This is a genomic window from Pseudodesulfovibrio indicus (assembly GCF_001563225.1).
Lineage (GTDB): Bacteria > Desulfobacterota > Desulfovibrionia > Desulfovibrionales > Desulfovibrionaceae > Pseudodesulfovibrio > Pseudodesulfovibrio indicus.
The window spans coordinates 3,806,243-3,825,982 of record NZ_CP014206.1 but is presented as its reverse complement, the minus strand read 5'-3'; the positions used below and the strand labels follow the sequence as shown (position 1 = coordinate 3,825,982).

Here is a 19,740-nt window from a genome sequence, read left to right as displayed (position 1 = left end):
TCGCTCGTCAGAGCCATTTCTTCTTTCTGAAGTACAGGAGCATGCCGATTGCCACGCAGGCCATGAAACCGAGCAGGATGAAGTAGCCGTAGGGGTACCTCAGCTCGGGCATGACCTCGAAGTTCATGCCGTAGACCCCGGCCAGGAAGGACAGGGGGATGAAGATGGTGGCGAAGATGGTCAGGAACTTCATGACGTCGTTGAGGCGGTTGGAGACCGCCATGTTGTAGCTGTTCAGGTGGTCGCCGAGCATCTCGCGGTAGATCTCCACCGCGTCGCTGACCTGCTCGGCCAGGTCCAGGAGGTCGCGCAGGAACGGCAGGGTTTCGTCGGCCACCAGGCCGTTTTCGGTGCGCACCAGCTTGAGGGCGATCTCCCGCGCCGGGCGCACGGCCTTGCGGATGTAGGCCATCTCCCTGCGGTAGGCATTGATCTCCTCCAGCAGCTCGGCGGACGGGTCGTCCAGGACCTCCTCGTCGAACTCCTCGATGCGCTCGCCCAGCACCTCGACGACCTTGAGATAGTTTTCGAACACGCGGTCGAGCAGGGCGTAGAGCAGGTAGTCCGGGCCGCGCTGGCGCAGCCTGCCGGACTGTCGCCGGATGCGGTCGCGCACCGGCTCGAACACGTCGCCCGGCTGCTCCTGGAAGGTGATCAGACACTTGCCGGTCAGCACGCAGGAGAGCTGCTCGGCCTGGATGCGGTTCTCCTCCTCGTCCAGGGAGAGCATCTTGAGGGTGGTGAAGAGCAGGTCCGGGTATTCCTCCAGCTTGGGCCGGTGGCCGGTGTTGACGATGTCCTCCAGGACCAGGGGCGGGATGGCGAAGGCATCGCCCACACGGCGCATGACCTCGGGGTCGTGCAGCCCGTCCACGTTGAGCCAGGAGGTGGAGTCGCTGGTCAGGCAGGGCCGGAGCACGTCGGAATCCGCGACCGTCTCCTCGCGCAGGGTTTCGCCGTCGTAGTCGATCATCCGCAGGATCGGGACGTCGGTCTTGCGCTGGCCCACGAAGATCAGGGAGCCCGGCGGGAGGCCTGCGGTCTGGTCGCGGTTGTTGAGGAATCTGGCCATGGCGTTACCTCCGGGTTGTCCCTGTGGAGAGGGGACGGTGTGTCTGCATCGTTGCCGGGAGCCGAAAACATGGTATACCCTATTCCTGGCGTTAGGAACAGTTTTTACCCGCAGAGACGAGCGGGAAGGGAGTGGAGCATGGATTTCACGGTGACGGCGGGCTGGTTTGTGCGGATCGTTCTTGCGGCGGCGGTGGGGGCGGGCGCCCTGGCCCTGATCCGGCTGCTTCGGCGGGGGGATTCGGACCGCTGGAGCGAACTGCGGGAGCAGCTCTCGCGGTCCCTGAAGCGCCGTTTGGCCGTGTTCCTGACGGTCTTCGCCTCGGTGGTCGCCCTGTCCATCCTGTTTCCGCCGTCGCACCTCGGCCCGGCCTGGTCCGGTCAGGCCGGGGCGGCGCTGAATACGGCCTGGGTGGTGCTGACGGCCTGGGGGTGCTCCCTGGTGCTGGCCGCCCTGACCGGCGTGGTCGGCTGGAAGTACGACATGGAGGCAGAGGACAACCTGGGCGCGCGCCAGGTCCAGACCAAGGTGCGCATCCTGCACCGTATCCTGGTGGTCGTGATCTGGTTTGCGGCGGCCGCCGCCGTGCTCATGCAGTTCGAGCGGTTCCGGATGCTTGGCGGGACCATGCTCGCCTCGGCGGGCGTGTTGAGCATCGTGCTCGGCATCTCGGCGCAGAAGACCTTCGGCTCGATCATCGCGGGCATTCAGATCGCCTTCACCCATCCCATCAACCTGGACGACGTGGTCATCGTCGAGGGCGAGTGGGGGCGCATCGAGGAGATCACCTTCACCTACGTGGTGGTCCGGCTGTGGGACCAGCGGCGGCTGGTGGTGCCCATCACCTATTTCACGGAGACCGTGTTCCAGAACTGGACCAAGAAGTCCGCCGAGATCATCGGTTCGGTCTTCATCCACGTGGACTACGCCACGCCCCTGGAGCCGGTGCGCGAGGAATTGAGACGGCTGTGCGAGGGGGCCGGTCGGCTGTGGGACGGCAAGACCTGCGTGCTCCAGGTGACCGACGCCGGGACCGAGAGCATCACCCTGCGCGCCCTGGTCGGCGCGCCGGACGCGCCGCGCGCCTGGGACCTCCGTTGCCTGGTGCGCGAGGGGCTGATCGCGTTCCTCAAGGAGCACCACCCCGACTGCCTGCCCCGGCGGCGGGTGGTTCTTGAGAATACGGGGGATGTTACGGATGAATGACCGCGCCCCAGGTTGTCCGCCTGCGGCGAGTTGTGATAGGGTGGAACCTCGTCCTCCCGCGGGAGCGGCCCGGCAAGGAGGGGACTGCCTCGACCTCGAACACTGGAGTGGAATATGAGCGGATTCGGCGGATTACTCGGACTGGCTGTCCTGGTGCTGGACGTGTGGGCCCTGGTCAAGATCTTTCAGAGCGGGGCGGGAACCGGCTCCAAGGTCCTGTGGATCGTGCTGGTGCTGGTCTTCCCGATCATCGGCTTCCTGCTCTGGCTGCTGCTCGGCCCCAAGGGCTGATGCCCGGACAGGGGGGGGGCGCTCTCCGGCCCCCCGGATCACCGCGCCCTGCGGTCGTCCATGACCATCTCGGAATACTCGTCCACCGAGGCCTGCGCCTGGCGCGGGGCGTCGAAGGACGCGATGTGCATGATGGCGTCGCCTTTATAAACCGCGCCCAGGGACTGATCGCCTATGATCATGCCGTCCTTGGGCGCGACCAGGTCCGCCGAGCGGCTGCCGAAGGGGTCGTGGATGGCGCCCAGGACCTCGCCCTTGCGCACGTGCTGGCCGAGCCGGGCCGTGGCCCGGAACAGCCCGCTGGCCGGTGCGCGGCACCACGCCCTGTCCGTGGCGATCTGCAACGGAACGCGCTTTCTCGACCGCTTGCCCGCCGGAAGCATGCCCAATGACTCCAATACCGAAGTGATGCCGCGCAGCCCCGCGCGGATGGAAAACTCGTCGAACCGGAGCGCCTCGCCCGCCTCGAAGAGCAGGACCTTGATTCCGCTCTCCATGGCCGCCGCCCGCAGGGACCCCTCCATGGGGGCCATGTCCAGGGCCAGGGGCGCGCCGAACGCCTCGGCCATGGACAGGACCTCGGCGTCGGCCATGTCGCCCCGGATGTGGGGCAGGTTCTTGCGGTGGTTGGACGCGGTGTGCAGGTCGATGCCGTAGCCGCACCGCCGGACCACGTTTTCGAAGAAGACCGAGGCCAGCTCCGAGGCCAGGGACCCGCCCTCCTTGCCGGGGAAGAACCGGTTCAGGTCGCGCCGGTCGGGCAGGTAGCGGGTGTTGGCCAGGAACCCGTACACATTGACGATGGGGATGGCGTAGAGGGTCCCGGCCAGCTGCTTGAGCCGCTTGAGCCGCGTCAGCCGCCGGATGATCTCGATGCCGTTCAGCTCGTCGCCGTGGATGGCCGCGCAGACGAACAGGGAGGGGCCTTCGCGCCGTCCGTGAAAAAGATGGACCGGCATGACCGATCCCTGGCGCAGGGAGGTGTCGGGCACCGGGAGCAGGATGGTCTTGGATGTCCCGGCGGCAACGGCCTGGCCGCCCATCTTCACGGAAGCTCTGGTCATGGTTTCCCCGTGTCCGCGCGGGCGGGCTATCCCTTGCCGCGCGTCTTGGTCTTGCCGGGCTTGGCGTTCTTTTCGATGAATTCGATGATCTTGGCCGCGATGTTGATGCCGGTGGCCTTCTCGATGCCCTCCAGGCCGGGGGAGGAATTGACCTCCATGACCACCGGGCCGTGGTTGGAGCGCAGGAGGTCCACGCCGCAGACGTTGAGGCCCATGATCCGGGCGGCCCGGACCGCGGTGGACCGTTCCTCCGGGGTGATCCGCACCGGTTCGGCGGTGCCGCCGCGGTGGATGTTGGAGCGGAAGTCGCCCTTGCCCGCGGTGCGCTTCATGGCCGCCACGACCTTGCCGCCCACCACCAGGCAGCGGAGGTCCGTGCCCTTGGATTCCTTGATGTATTCCTGGACCAGGATGTTGGCGTTCAGGCCCTGGAACGCCTGGATGACGCTCTCGGCCGCGTGCCGGGTCTCGGCCAGGACCACGCCGATGCCCTGGGTTCCTTCAAGGAGCTTGACCACCAGGGGCGCGCCGCCCACCAGGTCGATGAGGTCGCCGGTGAACTTGGTGGAGCTGGCGAACCCGGTGACGGGCAGGCCGATGCCCTTGCGCGAGAGGAGCTGGAGGCTGCGCAGCTTGTCGCGCGAGCGGGTGATGGCGATGGATTCGTTCAGGCTGTAGACGCCCATCATCTCGAACTGGCGCACCACCGCGCATCCGAAAAAGGTGATGGACGCGCCGATGCGCGGGATGACCGCGTCCACGTTGTCCACGCTCTCTCCCTTGTAGTGGATGGAGGGGTTGTGGGAGGTGATGTTCATGTAGCAGCGCAGGGGATTGATGACTTCCACGGTATGGCCCGCCGCCTTTCCGGCGTCCACCAGGGCCTGGGTGGAGTACAGGCTGCTCTTTCTCGACAGGATGACGATCTTCATTGAAACTCTTTTGGCTAGCGTTTGTTCTCGTATGCCTTTTTCCCGTGTTTGCCGCCGCCCTGCATGGACAGGGAGGGATCGACGACGAGCCGGCCGGACATGGCGTTCCGGCCGAGGAGCATGCGGAACTTCATTTCGTCCCGATTGGTCAGGGTCAGTTCAATGGGCCAGGACCTGCCCGCGATGAGCAGGGTGGTCGCTATGACATACCGCTTCTGGCTTTGTCCACCCGAATTGGTGACATTCCTGCGGTCCACCAGGGGCGCGGCGCAGGGGATGACCAGGTCGTCGTCGCCCTGGAGCGGATGGACGTTGAAGGCCACGTGGGGGACGCCGTCCCGCTCGAAGGGGACCACGTCGAAGGCGTGCAGGGCGGAGGTCCTGGCCCCGGTGTCCACCTTGGCCTTGATGGCCGGGACATTGAGGTCCGGGAGGGCGAGCCACTCGCGCCAGCCGATGATCATCTTCGGTTCTCGTATCTTTTTCATGGGCTCCGTGGGGTTGCGGGTCGAAGGACAAGGGCTTCCGACTCTAGGATGCGTCACAAGTAATAGAAAGGCAACAGGAACGAAAACGCGCCCCACATGATCAGGACCAGGGGTATGCCCACCTTGAGGAAATCGGCGAAGGCGTATTCGCCCGCGTTCATGACCAGCAGGTTGGTCTTGTAGGCCATGGGCGTGGCGTAGCTCATGTTCGCGCCGAACAGCACGGCCAGCACGAAAGGCTGGGGCGGCAGCCCCATCTGGGCGGCGATGGACACGGCGATGGGCGTGCCGATGACCGCCGTGGCGTTGTTGGAGATGATGTTGGTCAACAGCGCCATGAGCAGCATCAGCCCGGACAGGGCGACGGTCGGCCCCGCGCCGCCGGACAGGGCCACGAACACCGAGCCGAGATACTGCGCCCCGCCCGTGCGGATCATGGCCGTACCCAGGGCCAGGCTGGTGACCACGATGAGCACCACCTGGACCGACAGGGCGCGGGAGGCGTCCCGCCAGGTCAGGCAGCCGGTCAGGATCATGAGCAGCGCGCCCACGGTGGCGCTGATGGCGATGGGCAGCAGCCCCGCCGCCGCGGCCAGGATCACGGCGAGCATGATGGCCAGGGCCAGGGGGGCCTTGCGCGAGTAGGGCAGGTCCATGGTCGAGTCGAGCACCAGGAAGTCCGTGCTGCGCTTGAGCTCCTCGATGTTCCGGCGCGGCCCCTGAACCAGCAGGATGTCGCCGGACTGGAGGCGCAGGTCGCTCACGTGGTCGCGGACGCGCTCGAACCGCTTGCCCGAGCGGTGGATGGCCAGGGCGATGACCCCGGCCCGCTCCGCGAAATGGTAGTTGTTCAGGGTCGTCCCCTCCAGCCGGGACCCCTGGTACACGGCGATCTCCGCGATCTGCTGGTCCTCCTCGTGCAGCGGGTTGTCTTCGCTGACAGGCTGGTCCTCGGAACCCACCGGGTAGAGGGTGCCGTGGAGCACGGTCTCGAACTCCTTGAGCCGCTCAGGGGTGTCGCTGACCACCATGTGGTCGCCGGGCGCGAGGATCACGTCCGGCAGGAGCATGACCTGGTTGCCCTCGCCCCGCTCCAGGGCCGAAATCTTCATCTTCCCGTCGGTCAGCTCCAGGGCCCGGAGCAGCGGCTTGCCGTCCAGGGGGCCGCCCTCGGCTACGGCCAGGTGGGCGGTGAAGATGCGGGGCGAAGCGTCGGCGATGCAGATGTCCTTCTTGGGCAGCAGCCTGGGGGCCACCAGCCAGAGGTAGAGGACGCCCACTCCCCCGGCCAGGACCGCCGGGGCCATGAAGTCGAACATCCCGAACCGGGGCAGCCCCATCTCCATTGCCACCGAGACCACCAGCAGGTTGGTGGACGTGCCGATGGTCGTGGCCGTGCCGCCGAGCAGGGTGGAGAACCCCATGGGCATGAGCACGCGCGCGGCCGAATCTCCGGTCTTGAGCGACACGCTGATCAGCACCGGAAGCAGCAGGACCACCACCGGCACGTTGTTGATGAAGGCGCTGATGAATCCGCCCAAGAGCAGGGTCAGCAGCAGGGAGAGCTTGGGGCTGACCCGCCAGAACCGGGCCAGGATGCGGCCCACGGGGTCCAGCGCGCCGGTGCGCAGGATGCCCTGTCCGGCGATCATCAGGGCGCAGACCGCCACCAGGGCCTCGTTGCCGAAGCCGAGGAAAAAGTCCACCGCCCGCAGGGCGTGGCCGCCGTCGGCGTAGGGGAAGACCTCGAACCCCACGGCCAGGAGGACGAGGACGACCAGACTGGAGGTCTCCAGGGGGAGCTTTTCGCGGCTGAAGAGGACCAGGGCGAGGCCGGTCAGCAGGAGCACGGCGGCGGCGTGGGCGTTGGGCGGAGAGGGAATGAACATGGGCGTTCCTGCCTGCGGGGTTGGCTGTTTCGGGCCGACGGCGGGCGCGCTGTCCCGCGTTGAGCGAAACGTAGCATACATCGGTCGGTTCGGTCATGTGTCAACTGCGGCGGAATAACCATTTGGGAAAGAGGGAAAATCTAATCCCATTCCTTTCATACTCCTTTTCGTGCTATGCCCTTGCGATAGCCGCCGGGGCCATTCCGCCCCCGGCTCCCTTCATGGAGGAGTCAGTGGAAAAGGACGAGTTGGCACTGAGCAGACAGCGGATCGCCGAACTGGAAGCCAGGCTCTACGGCCTGGAGACCAAATGGCGAAGCGTACTCGAATCCATGCCCCAGATCGTGGTCAGCCTCGACTCGGCGGGAAAGGTCATTTTCGCGAACCGACATTTCCTGGAGCTGACCGGCTGGGAGTTCGAGGAGATCTACCAGAAGGACTGGTTCCAGCTGTGTCTGCCCGAGACGGTGCGCGATTCCGTGCGCGCCATCTTCCTTCAGTCCCTTGAGCTGGGCGAGGTGGGGCCGCATTCCTGCCACGTCAACGAGATCGTCACCCGCCGGGGAAAGGTGCGCAAGGTCTCCTGGTTCAACGTCATCACCCGGGAGACCGACGGCGGGAAGATGGAGGTGACCAGCATCGGCTTCGACCTCACCGCCCAGGAGGAGGCCAATGCCCTTGCGCAGGCCAGCGAGGAGCGGCTGACCCTGGCCCTGGAGGCGGCCAACTATGTGGTCTGGGACCTGGACTGCGCCACCGAGGAGGTCTACGTCAGCCCGCAGCTCTATGACCTGCTCGGCTTGGACCGAGGCGAGCTGGCGCCGACCTACGAGGCCTGGATGGGCCTCGTGCACCCCGACGACCGGCCCGGGTTCGAGGCTTCCCTGCGGGAGGCCATCCGCGACGAGGCGGGGTTCGAGCGCGAGGTGCGCCTGCTCACCGGCTCGGGGCTGATGAAGTGGTTCCTGATCCGGGGCAAGGCCGTGCGTTCCGGAACCGGTTCCGGCTCCCCTCGTATGGCGGGCACCCTTCTGGACATCCACGACACCAAGACCGCCGAGGAGGAGCTGCGCCGGGCCAAGATGGCTGCGGACCTCGCCAACAGCGCCCTGCGCGTGAACATGGCCCACCTGCGGACCCTGATGGAGACCATGCCGGAGCTGGTCTGGGTCAAGGACGTCAACGGCGTGTTCCTGTTCTGCAACCACCGCTTCGAGCGTCTCTACGGGGCCACGGAGGAGGAGATCGTGGGCCGCACCGACTACGATTTCGTGGACCGGGAGCTGGCCGACTTTTTCCGCGAGCACGACCGCAAGGCCATCGCCATGGGCGGGCCGTACACCTTCGAGGAGACCGTGACCTACAGCGACGACGGCCACGTCGAGGAGCTGGAGACCATCAAGACGCCGCTCTACGGTGACAACGGCAAGCTCGTCGGCGTGCTCGGCGTGGCCCGCGACATCACCGAGCGCAAGCGCATCGCGGATCGCCTCAAGGAGAGCGAGGTACGCTTCAAGGCCCTGCACAACGCCTCCTTCGGGGGCATCGTCATCCACGACAAGGGGTTGATTCTCGACACCAACCTGGGCCTCTCCGAGATTTCCGGCTACTCCGTGGACGAGCTCATCGGCATGGACGGGCTGCTGCTCATCGCCGAGTCCTCTCGCAAGAAGGTCATGGACAACATCCTGGCCGGGTACGAGAAACCCTACGAGGTGATGGGGCTGCGCAGGAACGGCGAGGAGTACCCCCTGCGTCTGGAGGCGCGGAACATCCCCTACAAGGGCAAGGCGGTCCGGGTCGTGGAGTTCCGCGACATCACGGAGCGCAGACGGGCCGAGGCCGAGCTGCGCGACAGCGAGCAGCGGCACCGGGTGATCATCGAGAATTCGCCGCTGGGCATGATCCGGTTCAGCGAGCAGGGGATCATTCTCGACTGCAACGACCGGTTCGTGGAGATGATGGGGTCCTCGCGCGAAGCGCTCCTCGGGTTCAACACCTTGCGCCAGTCGGACCCCGACATGCGCCGCGCCCTGGGCGTGGCCATCAACGGCAGCCCGTCGTCCTACGAGGACTACTACACCTCGGTGACCGGCAACAAGGCGACCTTCCTGCACGTCCAGTTCAACCCGGTGAACCCCGGCCAGTCGCCCACCGAGGTCATCGCAACCCTGGAGGACTTCTCCCAGCGCAAGCAGGCCCAGGACGCCCTGGAACGGGCCAAGGAGCAGGCCGAGGCGTACAGCCGGTCCAAGACGGAATTTCTGACCAACATGAGCCACGAGATACGGACTCCGCTCAACGGTATCATGGGCATGCTCCAGCTCATCCAGGCCTCGGGGACGACCCCGGAGCAGGCCGAATACACCGACGCCGCGCTGCAATCCTCCCGGCGGCTGATGAACCTGCTCTCCGACATCCTGGACCTGTCCCGGGTGGAAGCGGGCAAGCTGGTCATGCGCGAGGTCCCCTTCGACCTGGTGGAGACCTGCGAGCAGGTCTGCGACCTGTTCAAGCTGACCGCCACCCAGACCGGAGTGCGCTTGGACTGCCGCCTGGGGGACGGCGTGCCCAGGGAGGTTTTCGGCGATTCGGTGCGGCTGCAGCAGGTGCTGACCAACCTGCTGGGCAACGCCTTCAAATTCACCACCCAAGGGGCCGTGTCGCTTTCGGCCCACCGGCTTGCCGACGACCGTGACGGTCGGTATCGCCTCCTGTTTACAGTGGCCGATACCGGCATGGGCATCCCGGACGACAAGGTCGACACGCTGTTCGACGCCTTCACCCAGGTCAGCCAGGGGTACACCCGCCAGCACCAGGGCGCCGGGCTCGGGCTGTCCATCTGCCGGAATCTCGTCTCCCTCATGGGCGGAAGCATGGCCATCGACAGCGAAGAGGGGCGCGGCACCACGCTGTACGTGTCCATCCCACTGGGGCGGGGCGAGCCGCAGGAGCGCCAGATGCCCGAGCCGGAAACTCTGCCCGAGCAGCGTATCGACGGGCTGTCCGTGCTCATGGCGGAGGACGAGCGGGTCAACAGCCTGGTCATGCAGCGGGTGCTCGAAAAGGAGGGCCACAGGGTGGTTTCGGTGGAGAATGGCTGGGAGCTCCTCGAAACGTTGCGCGCCGGGACCTACGACGTGGTCCTCATGGACATCCAGATGCCGGTCATGGACGGGGTGGAGACCTCCCTGGCCATCCGCGCGGGCAGGGCGGGCAAGGAGAATGCGTCCATCCCCATCGTGGCCGTGACCGCCTACGCCATGGTCGGTGACCGCGAGAAGTTCCTGGAGGCGGGCATGGACGGGTATCTGGTCAAGCCCATCGAGGTGGACAAACTGCAACGAATCCTGGCGGGCGTGCACAGAGGGGGCAGATGATGCGCCTCGACACCCGGTTTGGCTCCCTCGGGCTGGCTTTCGCGGCCGGGCTCAGGTATCCTGCGCGGGAAAACTGCTTCGAGAACGGGTAACCACTGCGAATCAAGGACACCATGGCAACGACATCTCGTGACCGTTTCCGCGGGAAAACCGCAACGTTCCTGGCTGGATGCGCCCTTCTTGTCCTGGCTGTTCTCCTCGGAGCCTCGTTCGTCTCGGCCCAGTCCGACGTTCCGCCCTGGTGGCCCATCCAGGTCAAGAGCTACTACGGGGTCTACGACCCCAGCCAGAAGAAGCCGGGCCAGGCCGCAACGAGCCTGAGCCGTCCCCGCCTGGAGGAGTGGATGCCGCCGCTGGCGCCCGCGGGCCGGTATACCCTGGGCGTCTGCGTTCCCCATCTCAAGGACCCCTACTGGATCGCCGCCACCTACGGCATTATCGACGAGGCCAAACGGCTCGGCGTGGGCATCCGGCTGATGGAGGCCGGGAGCTACCACGGGATGCAGCGCCAGATCGAACACCTTCGCCATCATCTGGCGGAGGGCGTGGACGGCATCATCCTGTCCGCCATCAGCTATGCGGGGGAAGACGACATCATCAGCGAGATTCGCGCGCGGGAAGTGCCCGTTGTCGAGCTGATCAACGACGTCAACGCGCCGGACATCTCGGCCAAGGCCCTGGTCTCGTTCCACGAGATGGGCTATCTCACCGGCGAATACGTGGCCGAGCACGCCGAGAAGGCCGGGCTTGACGAGGTGCGGGTGGCGTTTTTCCCCGGCCCGCAGGGATCGGGCTGGTCCCCGGAGACCCTGGACGGGTTCATGGAGGCCCTGGAACTCTTCCCCGGCCGCGTGAACATGGCGGCCGTGGCCTGGGGGGACACCGGCAAGGAGGAGCAGCTCGACCTGCTGCGGCGGAGCCTGGCCGAGACCGGACCGGTGGACTACCTGGTGGGCAACGCGGTTGCCGCAGAGGTCGCTCCGGACCTGCTCCGGGAGCTGGGCATGGAGGACCGGACCACGGTCATCGCCACCTACATCATGCCGTCCCTCTACGACCTGATCCGCAGCGGTGCGGTCCAGGCCGCGCCGTCGGACCTGACCGTGTTCCAGGGCCGCATGGCCGTGGACATGATGGTCCGGCTGCTCAAGGGCGAGAAGGCCGGGCGGGACTTCCCCTTCCGGTCGGGCCCGTTCATCCCCATGGTGACCACCGGTAATATCGCGTCCTACCCCTTTGAGGGGCTGTTCGGACCGCGCGACTTCAAGCCGGTCTTCGAACTGGAACCGAGGGAATAGCATGCTCTCCCTGATCAACTCCCGCATCCGGACCAAGCTCTACGTAGCCTACGCGGGCGCGTTCCTGGTCATCTTCCTGGTGTCGGGCGTCATCATCTATTCCCTGGTCGGCAGCATCCTGCGCCAGGCCATCGAGGTCGAGCTGACCGAGACCACGGAAGCGCTCAGGACCATGGTCCGCACCTCGGTGGACGTGTCCATCAAGAACTACATGCGGGCCGTGGCCGAGAAGAGCCTGGACGAGGCGCGCGCCCTGTACCGCCAGGTGAAGCGGGGCAGGCTGACCGAGGAGGAGGCCAAGCGCCGCGCGCGCCACGCCCTGCTGTCCATGACCATCGGCAAGACCGGGCGGGTGTACTGCCTGAACAGCCAGGGGATCATGGTCCTGCACCACAAGCGCAGCCTGCTCGGCGTGGACATGTCCGGGTTGCCCTTCGTGCGCGAACAGGTCCGCCGCAAGGAGGGGTACCTGGAATACGAGTGGCGCGAGCCGTTGGAACCGGATAGCCGCCCCAAGGCGGTGTACATGACCTATTTCGAGCCGTGGGACTGGATCATCACCGCGTCCTCCTACCGCGAGGAGTTCGCCCAGCTGGTCAACGTGGAGGACTTCCGCTCCCGGTTCCTGGAGCTGCGCTCGGGGCGGTCCGGCTATCCCTTCATCCTGGACTACGACGGGCTCATGCTGCTTCATCCCTACCTGGTGGGAAGGCACTTCAGCGAGTACGGTGCCAAGGAGCTGGGCGGAGTGGCCCGGCGCATCGTGACGGAGCGCAACGGCCATTTCGACTACATGTGGGTCAATCCGGGCGAGACAAAGCCACGGAAAAAGGTGGTCTACTTCAGGGATGTGCCGGAAATGGGCTGGGTGGTGTCTTCCTCCAGCTATTACGACGAGTTCCAGAAACCGCTTGAGGCCATCGGCTATGTCCTGCTCGTGGCCTTGGCCGTGGCGGTCCTGCTGATGATTCCGGTGTCCATGGGCATCGGCGCGCTGATCACCCGGCCCATCGAGCAGCTCCAGCGGAGCTTCGCCCGCGCCGCGAACGGCGATTTCTCCGTGCGCATGGAGCAGCATTCGCGGGACGAACTGGGCCTCATGGCGGGCTATTTCAACTCATTCATGGAGAAGCTGACCGCCTACAGCAACGACCTGGAGAGCGAGATCGCCTCGCGCAAGGAGACCGAGAAGCAGCTCATCGCCATGGACAAGGCCAAGTCCCTGTTCCTGGCCTCGGCCTCCCACGAGCTGCGCACCCCCCTGACCTCCATCATCGGCTTTCTCAAGCTCATGGAGAAGAACTTCAGCTCGCGGTTCATGCCCGTGCTCGGGCCGCTGGACCCGCTCGGCCGCCATGCGCGGCAGTTCGAGAAGAACCTGGCCATCGTGCGCATCGAGTCCGACCGGCTGGGCAGGCTGGTCAACGACCTGCTCGACCTGAGCAAGATCGAGGCCGGGCGCATGGAGTGGCTCGACCGGCCCCTGCGCCTGGGCGAAGCGGTCAACCGAGCTGCCGAGGCCATCTCGGCCTACGCCGCCGAGAAGCCCAACGTGGACTTCTCGGTGCTGCCCGTGCGGGAGGACGGGGAGTTCCTGGCCGACGCCGACCGCATTCATCAGGTGATCATCAACCTGCTGAGCAACGCCTTCAAGAATACCGATGCGGGCAGCGTGACCCTGTCGGCCCGGCGGCTCGAATCCGGGGCGGAATTTTCCGTGAGCGACACCGGACGGGGCATCCCCAAGAGCGACCAGCTCAAGATCTTCGACATCTTCTATCAGGGACAGGACGAGAACCGACGGTCCAGCGGGGTGCTGGGCACCGGCCTCGGACTGGCCATCTGTCGGCAGATAGTCACCCACTACGGGGGCGAACTGGTGGTGGAATCGGTGGTCGGGAAAGGGAGTACCTTCCGGTTCACCATCCCGGATTCGGGCGCGACCGGGGGCTAGCCTTCGTCGGGGAGCACGGTCAAAGGCAGGGAAACGAAGAAGGTGCTGCCCTTGCCGAGGACGCTCTCCACGCGGATCTTTCCGCCCATCTTGTCGATCAGGTACTTGGCGATGGTCAGCCCCACCCCGGGGCCGGACAGTCGCTTGGTCATGACCTTCTCGCCGATCTCGAAGCTGTTGAAAATGGTTTCCAGCCGGTCCTCCGGGATGCCCACGCCCGTGTCCGAAACCGTGAATCGGATCATGATCTGGTCCTTGCCCGCCCCGGCGAAGTGCTCCGGGTCGATGCGCACGTCCAACCCGACGGCGCCCTTCTCGGTGTAGCGGAAGGCGTTGAGCAGGATGTTGTTCAGGGCGTGAACGGCCTCCTGCGGCGCGCCGAGGACCCTGTGCGGCAGCCCTTCGCCCATGGAGAAGCGGAACTCCACCCCTTTGCGCTCGGCATAGCTCCGGTACACGGCCAGGTGGTCGGCCAGGGCCTTCTGGAAATCGAAGGGCCTGTACTTGATCTGGACCGAGTTGGATTCGAGCAGGGTCAGGTCCAGGAGCTGGTCGAACAGCCCCGCCAGCTGGGCCGCCCCGTCGTGCAGCGGCTGCAGCAGCTCCAGCCGTTCGGGGTCGGTGTCCAGTTCCAGCAGCAGGGTGGACAGCCCCAGGATGTGGTTCAGCGGGGTGCGCAGCTCGTGGCTGATGTTGGCCAGGAAGGCGGACTTGGCGCGGCTGGCCTCGTCGGCCTTGATCTTGCTCTTCTCCAGTTCGCTGGTCCGTCTGCGGACCTTTTCCTCCAGCTCCCGGTTCTGGTTGTAGAGGGCCAGGTGGGTCTTGATCCGGGCCAGGACGATGGCCGGGTTGGCGGGCTTGGTGATGTAGTCCACGGCCCCCAGGGCCAGTCCCTTGGCCTCGTCCTCGGTCTGGGACTTGGCGGTGATGAAGATGACCGGGATCTGGGCGCTGCGCTCGTCGCTCTTGAGCCTGCGGCAGACCTCGTAGCCGTCCATCTCCGGCATCATGATATCCAGGAGGATGATGTCCGGGAGGGTTTCTTCGATGACTTCCAGCGCGGTGACGCCGTTAAGGGCGACCAACAGCTTGTAGTCGTCCTTGAGGACGTCCACAAGAAGGTCGATATTTAAACGGTTGTCATCGACAACCAGTACCGTTGGCCGTTCGCTTGAATGCATGTAGGCTCCAAAAGAATATACGCTCTAGGGAACTTACCGCATTTCCGGTTGTGGAGCAAGGGGGAGGGGGAATTCCTCGTTCAAGCCCTCGGGAGCCCGGTCAGAGTCCTTTCTTGGGATCGAAGTCCTGGCCCAGTGCCGCCGGGGCCTCGATGGACCAGGACTTGGAAAAGTTCTTGAGGAACGGGTGCCGCCGGACGATGTCCTGGACCCAGCCCATGCGGCCCATGTTCACGGCCAGCAGGGTCAGGATCATCATCGGGAAGGGGGCCACCTGGAAGACCGGCGCCGGGATGGAGGGGAACAGCTCCTGGAGATGGATGCCCGACACCTGGAGGGCGGCGAAGAAGAACGCGCCGAGGGCGGTGCGCACCGGGTGCCAGCCGCCGAAGATGACGATGGCCAGGGCGATCCAGCCCGCGCCCTCGCACCCCTGGGGACGGCCCCAGCCGGGCTTGACGGCCAGGGAGTAGGCGCCCCCGGCCAGCCCCACCAGCGCGCCTCCGGCCAGGCAGTAGTACAGCCGGACCAGCCGGACGCGGATGCCGCGTCCGAAGGCCGCGCGCGGGGATTCGCCCACGGCCCGCAGCCGCATGCCGCCCTCGGTGCGGTACATCCACCACCAGCAGGCGAAGATGGCCGTCAGGCTCAAGTAGACCACCGGGGACTGGGAGCCGAAGATCAGCCCCACGAAGGGCACGTCGCCCAGGCCGGGGATGGTCCACAGCCCGAGGTCCGGGCCGGGCTGGCGGGAAAACTTGTGGCCCAGGAAATAGGCCAAGTCGCGGGAGAGCAGGGTCAGGATGAAGCCCACGGCCAGCTGGGACTGGCCGAGAAAGATGCCGATGAGGCCGAGCACGCCCGCGATGGCCGCGCCCACGGCCGCGCCCGCGACCATGCCGAGCCACGGGGAGTCGAAGGTGGCGGAGCAGGCGAAGGCGGCCATGGCGGCCAGCAGGATGGAGCCGTCCAGGGACAGGTTGATGATACCCGCCTTCTCGGTCAGGGTCTCGCCCAGGGTGGCCAGCACCAGGGGCGCGCCCGCAATGAGGATCGCGGCCAGGGTCAGTGCGAAGGTTTCCATTTAGTCCGCCTCCTTTTTTTGCCTGAGCCACAGCCGCAGCCCCTGGACGATGAACAGGGACAGGACCATGACGCCCTGGATCACGCCGGACAGGGAGGAGTCCAGGCCGAGCTGGAGCGGGAGCTGGATGGAGCCGACGTTGAGGATGGCGAAGAACAGGCAGATGAACGGCACAAGCCCCAGCCGGAACGAGGCCATCATGCCGACCATCAGGGCGGTGTAGCCGTAGCCCGAGGAGATATTCGGCAGCAGCCGGTGGTAGACGCCGAGGACCTGGGCGGCTCCGGCCAGTCCGGCCAGCGCCCCGCAGAACAGGAACGACTGGAGCAACCGGCGGCGGGGGCCAAGGGCGAAGAGCGTGGCGGCCTTGGGGTTTTCCCCCACGGCGCGCATCTTGAGGCCCCACGTGCTGCGGTGGAGCAGGATGTAGACCAGGAGTACGGCAGCGCAGGCCAGGGCCAGGCCGACCCAGCTCACCGAGAGAGTGCCCAGCCGGGGCAGCCACAGGGAGACGTCCAGGGGCTGGGTGCCGGACATGGAGGCCACGCCGGGCCGCTTCCACGGGCCGAAGATCAGCCACAGGGTCACGCCCAGGGCCACGAAGTTCAGCCCCAGGCCGGAAAAGATTTCGTGCACCCGGCCGAACACGCGCAGCAGACCGGCCAGCAGCGCCCAGAGCGCGCCGCCGAGCATGGACGCGCCCAGCGCCAGGACGATCAGCCCGGCCCCGCCGCCGTCCTCGAAGGGACGCAGGGCCGCGGTGCAGAAGATGGCCCCCATGATCACCTGGCCCTCCACGCCGATGTTCCACAGCCGGGCCGTGAACGGCACGAGCAGGCCCACGGAGCACAGGGTCAGGGGAACCCATCCGGCCAGCACGCGGCCGATCTTGGACAGGGAGCCCAGCCCGCCATGGAACAGGACGTAGATGGTCTCCAGGGGCGGCGCGCCCGCGGGCAGGGCCACGATCACGGTCAGGACCAGGGCCAGGAGCAGGGCCAGCCCGAACCAGCCGATCTGGGTCAGCAGGGAGTCGCGGTTCATGCCTTGTCTCCCTTGATGTCCGCGTATTTTTTTCCGGCCATGAGCGCGCCCACGACCTTCATGGAAATGTCCACGCCCTCGACCACGGCGGCGATGGCCCGGTCGTAGAAGACGATGACCCGGTGGCTGTGCTCCAGGACCTCGTCCAGGTCCGGGGAGAAGAAGATCAGGGTCGCGCCCTCGGCGCAGCGGTGCTTGAGGTTGTTCCAGACCTGGCGGGCGCTGCCCGCGTCCAGGCCGCGCGTGGGATGCTCCATGAGCAGCAGCCTGGTCCCGTCCGGGATCAGGGAGAGGAGCAGCCGCTGCTGGTTGCCGCCGGACAGCTCCACGGCCCGCGTGTCGGGGTGGGCCTGGAGGTTGAAGCGGTCCACGCACTGGGAACGGTAGAAATCGGTCAGGTCGCCGTCCTTGTCCGGGAAGGCCAGGGTGATGTGCTCCATGAGGTTCAGATCAGGGAACAGGGCCAGCCCCAGCCGGTCGGCGGGGACGAACTGGACCCCCTCCCTGCGCAGGGAGGCGAAGTCGTTGTCCGTGTGGGACACGCCGTCCAGCGTCAGGGTGCCGCCGGGCATGCGGTCCAGGCCGCACAGCCCGCGCAGGAACAGCTCCTGGCCGGAGCCGTCCAGTCCGGCCAGGCCGATGCATTCGCCGGGCCGGGCGGTGAAATTCAGCTTGTCCATGGAGTACTTGGGCCCGGCAAAGAGCACGTCGCGCAGAACCAGGCGGTCCGGTTCCGAGGCCGGGGCCGGTTCGGGCAGCGGCTCCACCTCGCCTTCGGCCGCCTCGCCGAACATCAGCGAGACCAGCTCCTTTTCGTCGTAGGGCGGGGTCAGGGTGGAGACCAGCGACCCCTGGCGCATGATGAAGATGGAATCGGCCATCTCGAACGCCTCGGACAGCTTGTGGGTCACCAGCACGATGGTGTGGCCCTCTTCGCGGGCCAGCTTCATGAGCAGGTCGAAGAGGTCCTGCTTCTGCTCCGGGGTGATGCCGGTGGTCGGCTCGTCCAGGATCAGGGTGGACGCGCCCAGGTCGAGCAGCCGGAGCAGCTCCAGGAGCTGGCGCTCGCCCACGGTCAGGCTGGAGACAGGCTCGTCGGGCAGGAAGCAGGCGTCCAGGCGGAAGGACAGCTCGCCGATGATGTCCACCACCTCGCGCTTGCTGCGCTTGGGCGCGCCGAGCTGGAAGTTCTCCCACACGGGCATGGCCGGGAAATCCAGGGGGTCCTGGTAGAGCATGCCCACGCCCTTTTCGCGGGCCAGGGCCGGAGTCAGGTGGCTCAGGGTCTCGCCGCCGATGGTCAGGGTCCCGGACGTGGGGCGCGTATGGCCCGCCAGGATGCGCATGAGCGTGGACTTGCCCGCGCCGTTCTCACCCACCAGAGCATAGATGCGGCCGGGTTCGAGGGTCAGGCTGATGCCGTCGTTGGCCCGAACCCGGCCGTAATGCTTATGTATGTCGTTGAGGACGATCATCCCTTATTGGGGGGAGGAGAGTCCTTCCATGCCTTCAAGCAGCTGCTCCATGTACCAGATCTGCTTGTCGGAACCCTTTTCGCCGTCCTTCAGGAACGGGGTGCCGTCCTGGTAGTTCAGGGGGCCGGTGAAGAGTTCGAGCTCGCCGGAGCCGAGCTTGGCCACGAAGGCGTCCAGGGCGTCGGCGGTCTCGGCGCTCATGCCTTCGCCGCGGGCGAAGCCCACCGGGGACTGGTCGGCGTCGTTGTAATTCTGCCAGTAGGGGGATTCCCATTCGAAGCCGGGCTTGTAGGTGCCGTCGGTAACGGCCTTGGCCACGCGCAGGAAACCGGGACCCCAGTTGAAGTAGGGCACGCCGAGGCAGATGTTGCCCTGGCCCTCGCAGGCGTTCTCGTAGTCGTACGGCAGGGCCCAGACCTGCTTGCCCGCGTCCACGCGCTGCTTGGCCACGGTCACGGCCTCGGGGGTGTCGATGCCGGAGATGAGGACGTCATAGCCGGAGTCGATCAGGGAACCGGCCACCTGGGTCGGGTCGGCGGTCACGCCGGGGATGTTGAACCAGAAGCCGATCCACTTGACGTTGAAGGAGAGGTCCTTGGCGTCCTTGCCGCGCACCTCGGTCCATGCGTAGCGCGCGCCCAGGTAGGCGGCGGACATCAGGCGGCGGGTCTCCTCGTTGATCAGCGGGCCGACCACGCCGATCTTGCCGGTTTGGGTGGTCATGGCGGCGGTGAACCCGGCCATCATCTTGGAGTAGATCATCTTGGCGAACAGGTTGCCGAGGTTGGCCGGGGCCTTGCCGGTCCAGGCGGCGTCGCCGGAGACGTGGACAAAGGTCTTGTCGGGGTGCATGGCCGCGGCTTCGAGGATGCCGTCCTTCATGTCGTCGGAACCGGCGATGATCAGGTCCGCGCCCTTTTCGATCAGGTCGTCGACGACCTGCGGAATGGTCAGGCCGGGCCGGTCGGCGGGGTTGACCTTGTCGAGGTAGATCAGCTTGGCGCCGTCCATGTGGGACTCGACGTACTTGCCGCCCTCGTACTGCGCCTGGCTGTAGCCCTTGTCATTATAAGGACCGACAAGGATCAGGCCGATGGTGAGGGGCTTGGCTTCCTTGACTTCCACGGATTCGGCCTTGGGCGCTTCCTGTTTGGCCTCTTCCTGTTTGGGCTCGGAAGAACAACCAAAGGCCAGGAGCAGGCACAGGCTCATGGCCAGTCCTGCCACGGTGCGAAATGACATCATCCTCATCCTCCATGTTCGTGGGCGGGGCGGGGATCCGCTCCCGTATTCCGGTGTGTGAATGTTCTGGCGGGGCCGCCCGCCAACGGTGTATTCTTGTATACAATGCCCGGGATGTGTCAACAGCTTCCTGCCCGGCG

At 66.2% G+C, this 19,740-nt stretch carries 15 protein-coding genes; 5 read left to right on the top strand and 10 right to left on the bottom strand.

The features are described from left to right. Nucleotides 1-7 precede the first annotated feature (7 nt). Nucleotides 8-1,072 carry a magnesium/cobalt transporter CorA gene (corA, locus tag AWY79_RS17390; RefSeq protein WP_066806661.1) on the bottom strand — a complete coding sequence of 355 codons (1,065 nt, stop codon included), beginning with the start codon at nt 1,070-1,072 and terminating at the stop codon, nt 8-10. A 138-nt stretch (nt 1,073-1,210) separates the two neighbouring features. Here corA and AWY79_RS17385 point away from each other — a divergent pair, with 138 nt between their 5' ends. Continuing rightward, the gene (locus tag AWY79_RS17385; RefSeq protein ID WP_066806659.1) at nt 1,211-2,278 is read left to right on the top strand and encodes a mechanosensitive ion channel family protein; all 1,068 of its coding nucleotides are present in this window, start codon (nt 1,211-1,213) and stop codon (nt 2,276-2,278) included. Between the two features lie 114 nt (nt 2,279-2,392). Then, entirely contained in the window at nt 2,393-2,569 is a 177-nt protein-coding gene (locus tag AWY79_RS18490; RefSeq protein ID WP_078063853.1) for a PLD nuclease N-terminal domain-containing protein, read from the top strand. A 38-nt stretch (nt 2,570-2,607) separates the two neighbouring features. Here AWY79_RS18490 and AWY79_RS17380 read toward each other — a convergent pair whose 3' ends face one another. The 4 genes from AWY79_RS17380 to AWY79_RS17365 are packed head-to-tail and all read right to left on the bottom strand — an operon-like array spanning nt 2,608 to nt 6,942. Continuing rightward, nucleotides 2,608-3,633, bottom strand: a complete 1,026-nt coding sequence (locus AWY79_RS17380; protein WP_066806657.1) for a succinylglutamate desuccinylase/aspartoacylase family protein — start codon at nt 3,631-3,633, stop codon at nt 2,608-2,610. 26 nt (nt 3,634-3,659) lie between these two features. Next, complete coding sequence (rimK, locus tag AWY79_RS17375; protein ID WP_066806656.1) at nt 3,660-4,565, bottom strand: 30S ribosomal protein S6--L-glutamate ligase; 906 nt, start codon at nt 4,563-4,565, stop codon at nt 3,660-3,662. Nucleotides 4,566-4,579: 14 nt separating this feature from the next. Beyond that, complete coding sequence (locus AWY79_RS17370) at nt 4,580-5,053, bottom strand: ATP-dependent zinc protease family protein (RefSeq protein WP_233490954.1); 474 nt, start codon at nt 5,051-5,053, stop codon at nt 4,580-4,582. A gap of 53 nt (nt 5,054-5,106) precedes the next feature. Next, entirely contained in the window at nt 5,107-6,942 is a 1,836-nt protein-coding gene (locus AWY79_RS17365; RefSeq protein ID WP_066806652.1) for an SLC13 family permease, read from the bottom strand. Nucleotides 6,943-7,175: 233 nt separating this feature from the next. Between AWY79_RS17365 and AWY79_RS17360 the strand changes: the two genes are divergently transcribed. From AWY79_RS17360 to AWY79_RS17350, 3 genes are all read left to right on the top strand, one after another. Then, a complete protein-coding gene (locus AWY79_RS17360; RefSeq protein ID WP_066806650.1) occupies nt 7,176-10,322 on the top strand; it encodes a PAS domain S-box protein in 3,147 nt (1,048 codons plus the stop codon). A gap of 113 nt (nt 10,323-10,435) precedes the next feature. Further along, a complete protein-coding gene (gene torT / locus AWY79_RS17355) occupies nt 10,436-11,620 on the top strand; it encodes a TMAO reductase system periplasmic protein TorT (RefSeq protein WP_066806648.1) in 1,185 nt (394 codons plus the stop codon). A gap of 1 nt (nt 11,621) precedes the next feature. Beyond that, nucleotides 11,622-13,574, top strand: a complete 1,953-nt coding sequence (locus AWY79_RS17350; protein WP_066806646.1) for a cache domain-containing protein — start codon at nt 11,622-11,624, stop codon at nt 13,572-13,574. Here the strand turns inward: AWY79_RS17350 and AWY79_RS17345 are convergent. The 5 genes from AWY79_RS17345 to AWY79_RS17325 form a co-directional block, all read right to left on the bottom strand. After that, on the bottom strand, nt 13,571-14,755 hold the full coding sequence (locus AWY79_RS17345) for a hybrid sensor histidine kinase/response regulator (protein WP_066806644.1): 1,185 nt from the start codon (nt 14,753-14,755) through the stop codon (nt 13,571-13,573). The two genes, AWY79_RS17350 and AWY79_RS17345, sit on opposite strands and share 4 nt — an antisense overlap. A gap of 100 nt (nt 14,756-14,855) precedes the next feature. Next, nucleotides 14,856-15,839, bottom strand: a complete 984-nt coding sequence (locus AWY79_RS17340; RefSeq protein ID WP_066806642.1) for an ABC transporter permease — start codon at nt 15,837-15,839, stop codon at nt 14,856-14,858. Continuing rightward, complete coding sequence (locus tag AWY79_RS17335) at nt 15,840-16,883, bottom strand: ABC transporter permease (protein ID WP_066806640.1); 1,044 nt, start codon at nt 16,881-16,883, stop codon at nt 15,840-15,842. It lies immediately after the preceding gene. Further along, nucleotides 16,880-18,358: an ATP-binding cassette domain-containing protein gene (locus tag AWY79_RS17330; protein WP_066806638.1), complete on the bottom strand. Its 1,479-nt coding sequence runs from the start codon at nt 18,356-18,358 to the stop codon at nt 16,880-16,882. The genes AWY79_RS17335 and AWY79_RS17330 overlap by 4 nt, the downstream gene beginning before the upstream one ends. 3 nt (nt 18,359-18,361) lie before the next feature. Then, nucleotides 18,362-19,603 (bottom strand): BMP family lipoprotein, encoded by a 1,242-nt coding sequence (locus tag AWY79_RS17325; protein WP_233490953.1) that lies wholly within the window; start codon nt 19,601-19,603, stop codon nt 18,362-18,364. Nucleotides 19,604-19,740 lie beyond the last annotated feature (137 nt).

Bases quoted from the DNA above. Each gene is read 5' to 3' on its own strand.
- AWY79_RS17335 (WP_066806640.1), bottom strand. From the start codon at position 16,883: ATGAACCGCGACTCCCTGCTGACCCAGATCGGCTGGTTCGGGCTGGCC.
- AWY79_RS17345 (WP_066806644.1), bottom strand. From the start codon at position 14,755: ATGCATTCAAGCGAACGGCCAACGGTACTGGTTGTCGATGACAACCGT.
- AWY79_RS17365 (WP_066806652.1), bottom strand. From the start codon at position 6,942: ATGTTCATTCCCTCTCCGCCCAACGCCCACGCCGCCGCCGTGCTCCTG.
- torT (WP_066806648.1), top strand. From the start codon at position 10,436: ATGGCAACGACATCTCGTGACCGTTTCCGCGGGAAAACCGCAACGTTC.
- AWY79_RS17325 (WP_233490953.1), bottom strand. From the start codon at position 19,603: ATGATGTCATTTCGCACCGTGGCAGGACTGGCCATGAGCCTGTGCCTG.
- AWY79_RS17340 (WP_066806642.1), bottom strand. From the start codon at position 15,839: ATGGAAACCTTCGCACTGACCCTGGCCGCGATCCTCATTGCGGGCGCG.
- AWY79_RS17330 (WP_066806638.1), bottom strand. From the start codon at position 18,358: ATGATCGTCCTCAACGACATACATAAGCATTACGGCCGGGTTCGGGCC.
- AWY79_RS17370 (WP_233490954.1), bottom strand. From the start codon at position 5,053: ATGAAAAAGATACGAGAACCGAAGATGATCATCGGCTGGCGCGAGTGG.
- AWY79_RS17380 (WP_066806657.1), bottom strand. From the start codon at position 3,633: ATGACCAGAGCTTCCGTGAAGATGGGCGGCCAGGCCGTTGCCGCCGGG.
- AWY79_RS17385 (WP_066806659.1), top strand. From the start codon at position 1,211: ATGGATTTCACGGTGACGGCGGGCTGGTTTGTGCGGATCGTTCTTGCG.
- rimK (WP_066806656.1), bottom strand. From the start codon at position 4,565: ATGAAGATCGTCATCCTGTCGAGAAAGAGCAGCCTGTACTCCACCCAG.
- AWY79_RS17350 (WP_066806646.1), top strand. From the start codon at position 11,622: ATGCTCTCCCTGATCAACTCCCGCATCCGGACCAAGCTCTACGTAGCC.
- AWY79_RS18490 (WP_078063853.1), top strand. From the start codon at position 2,393: ATGAGCGGATTCGGCGGATTACTCGGACTGGCTGTCCTGGTGCTGGAC.
- corA (WP_066806661.1), bottom strand. From the start codon at position 1,072: ATGGCCAGATTCCTCAACAACCGCGACCAGACCGCAGGCCTCCCGCCG.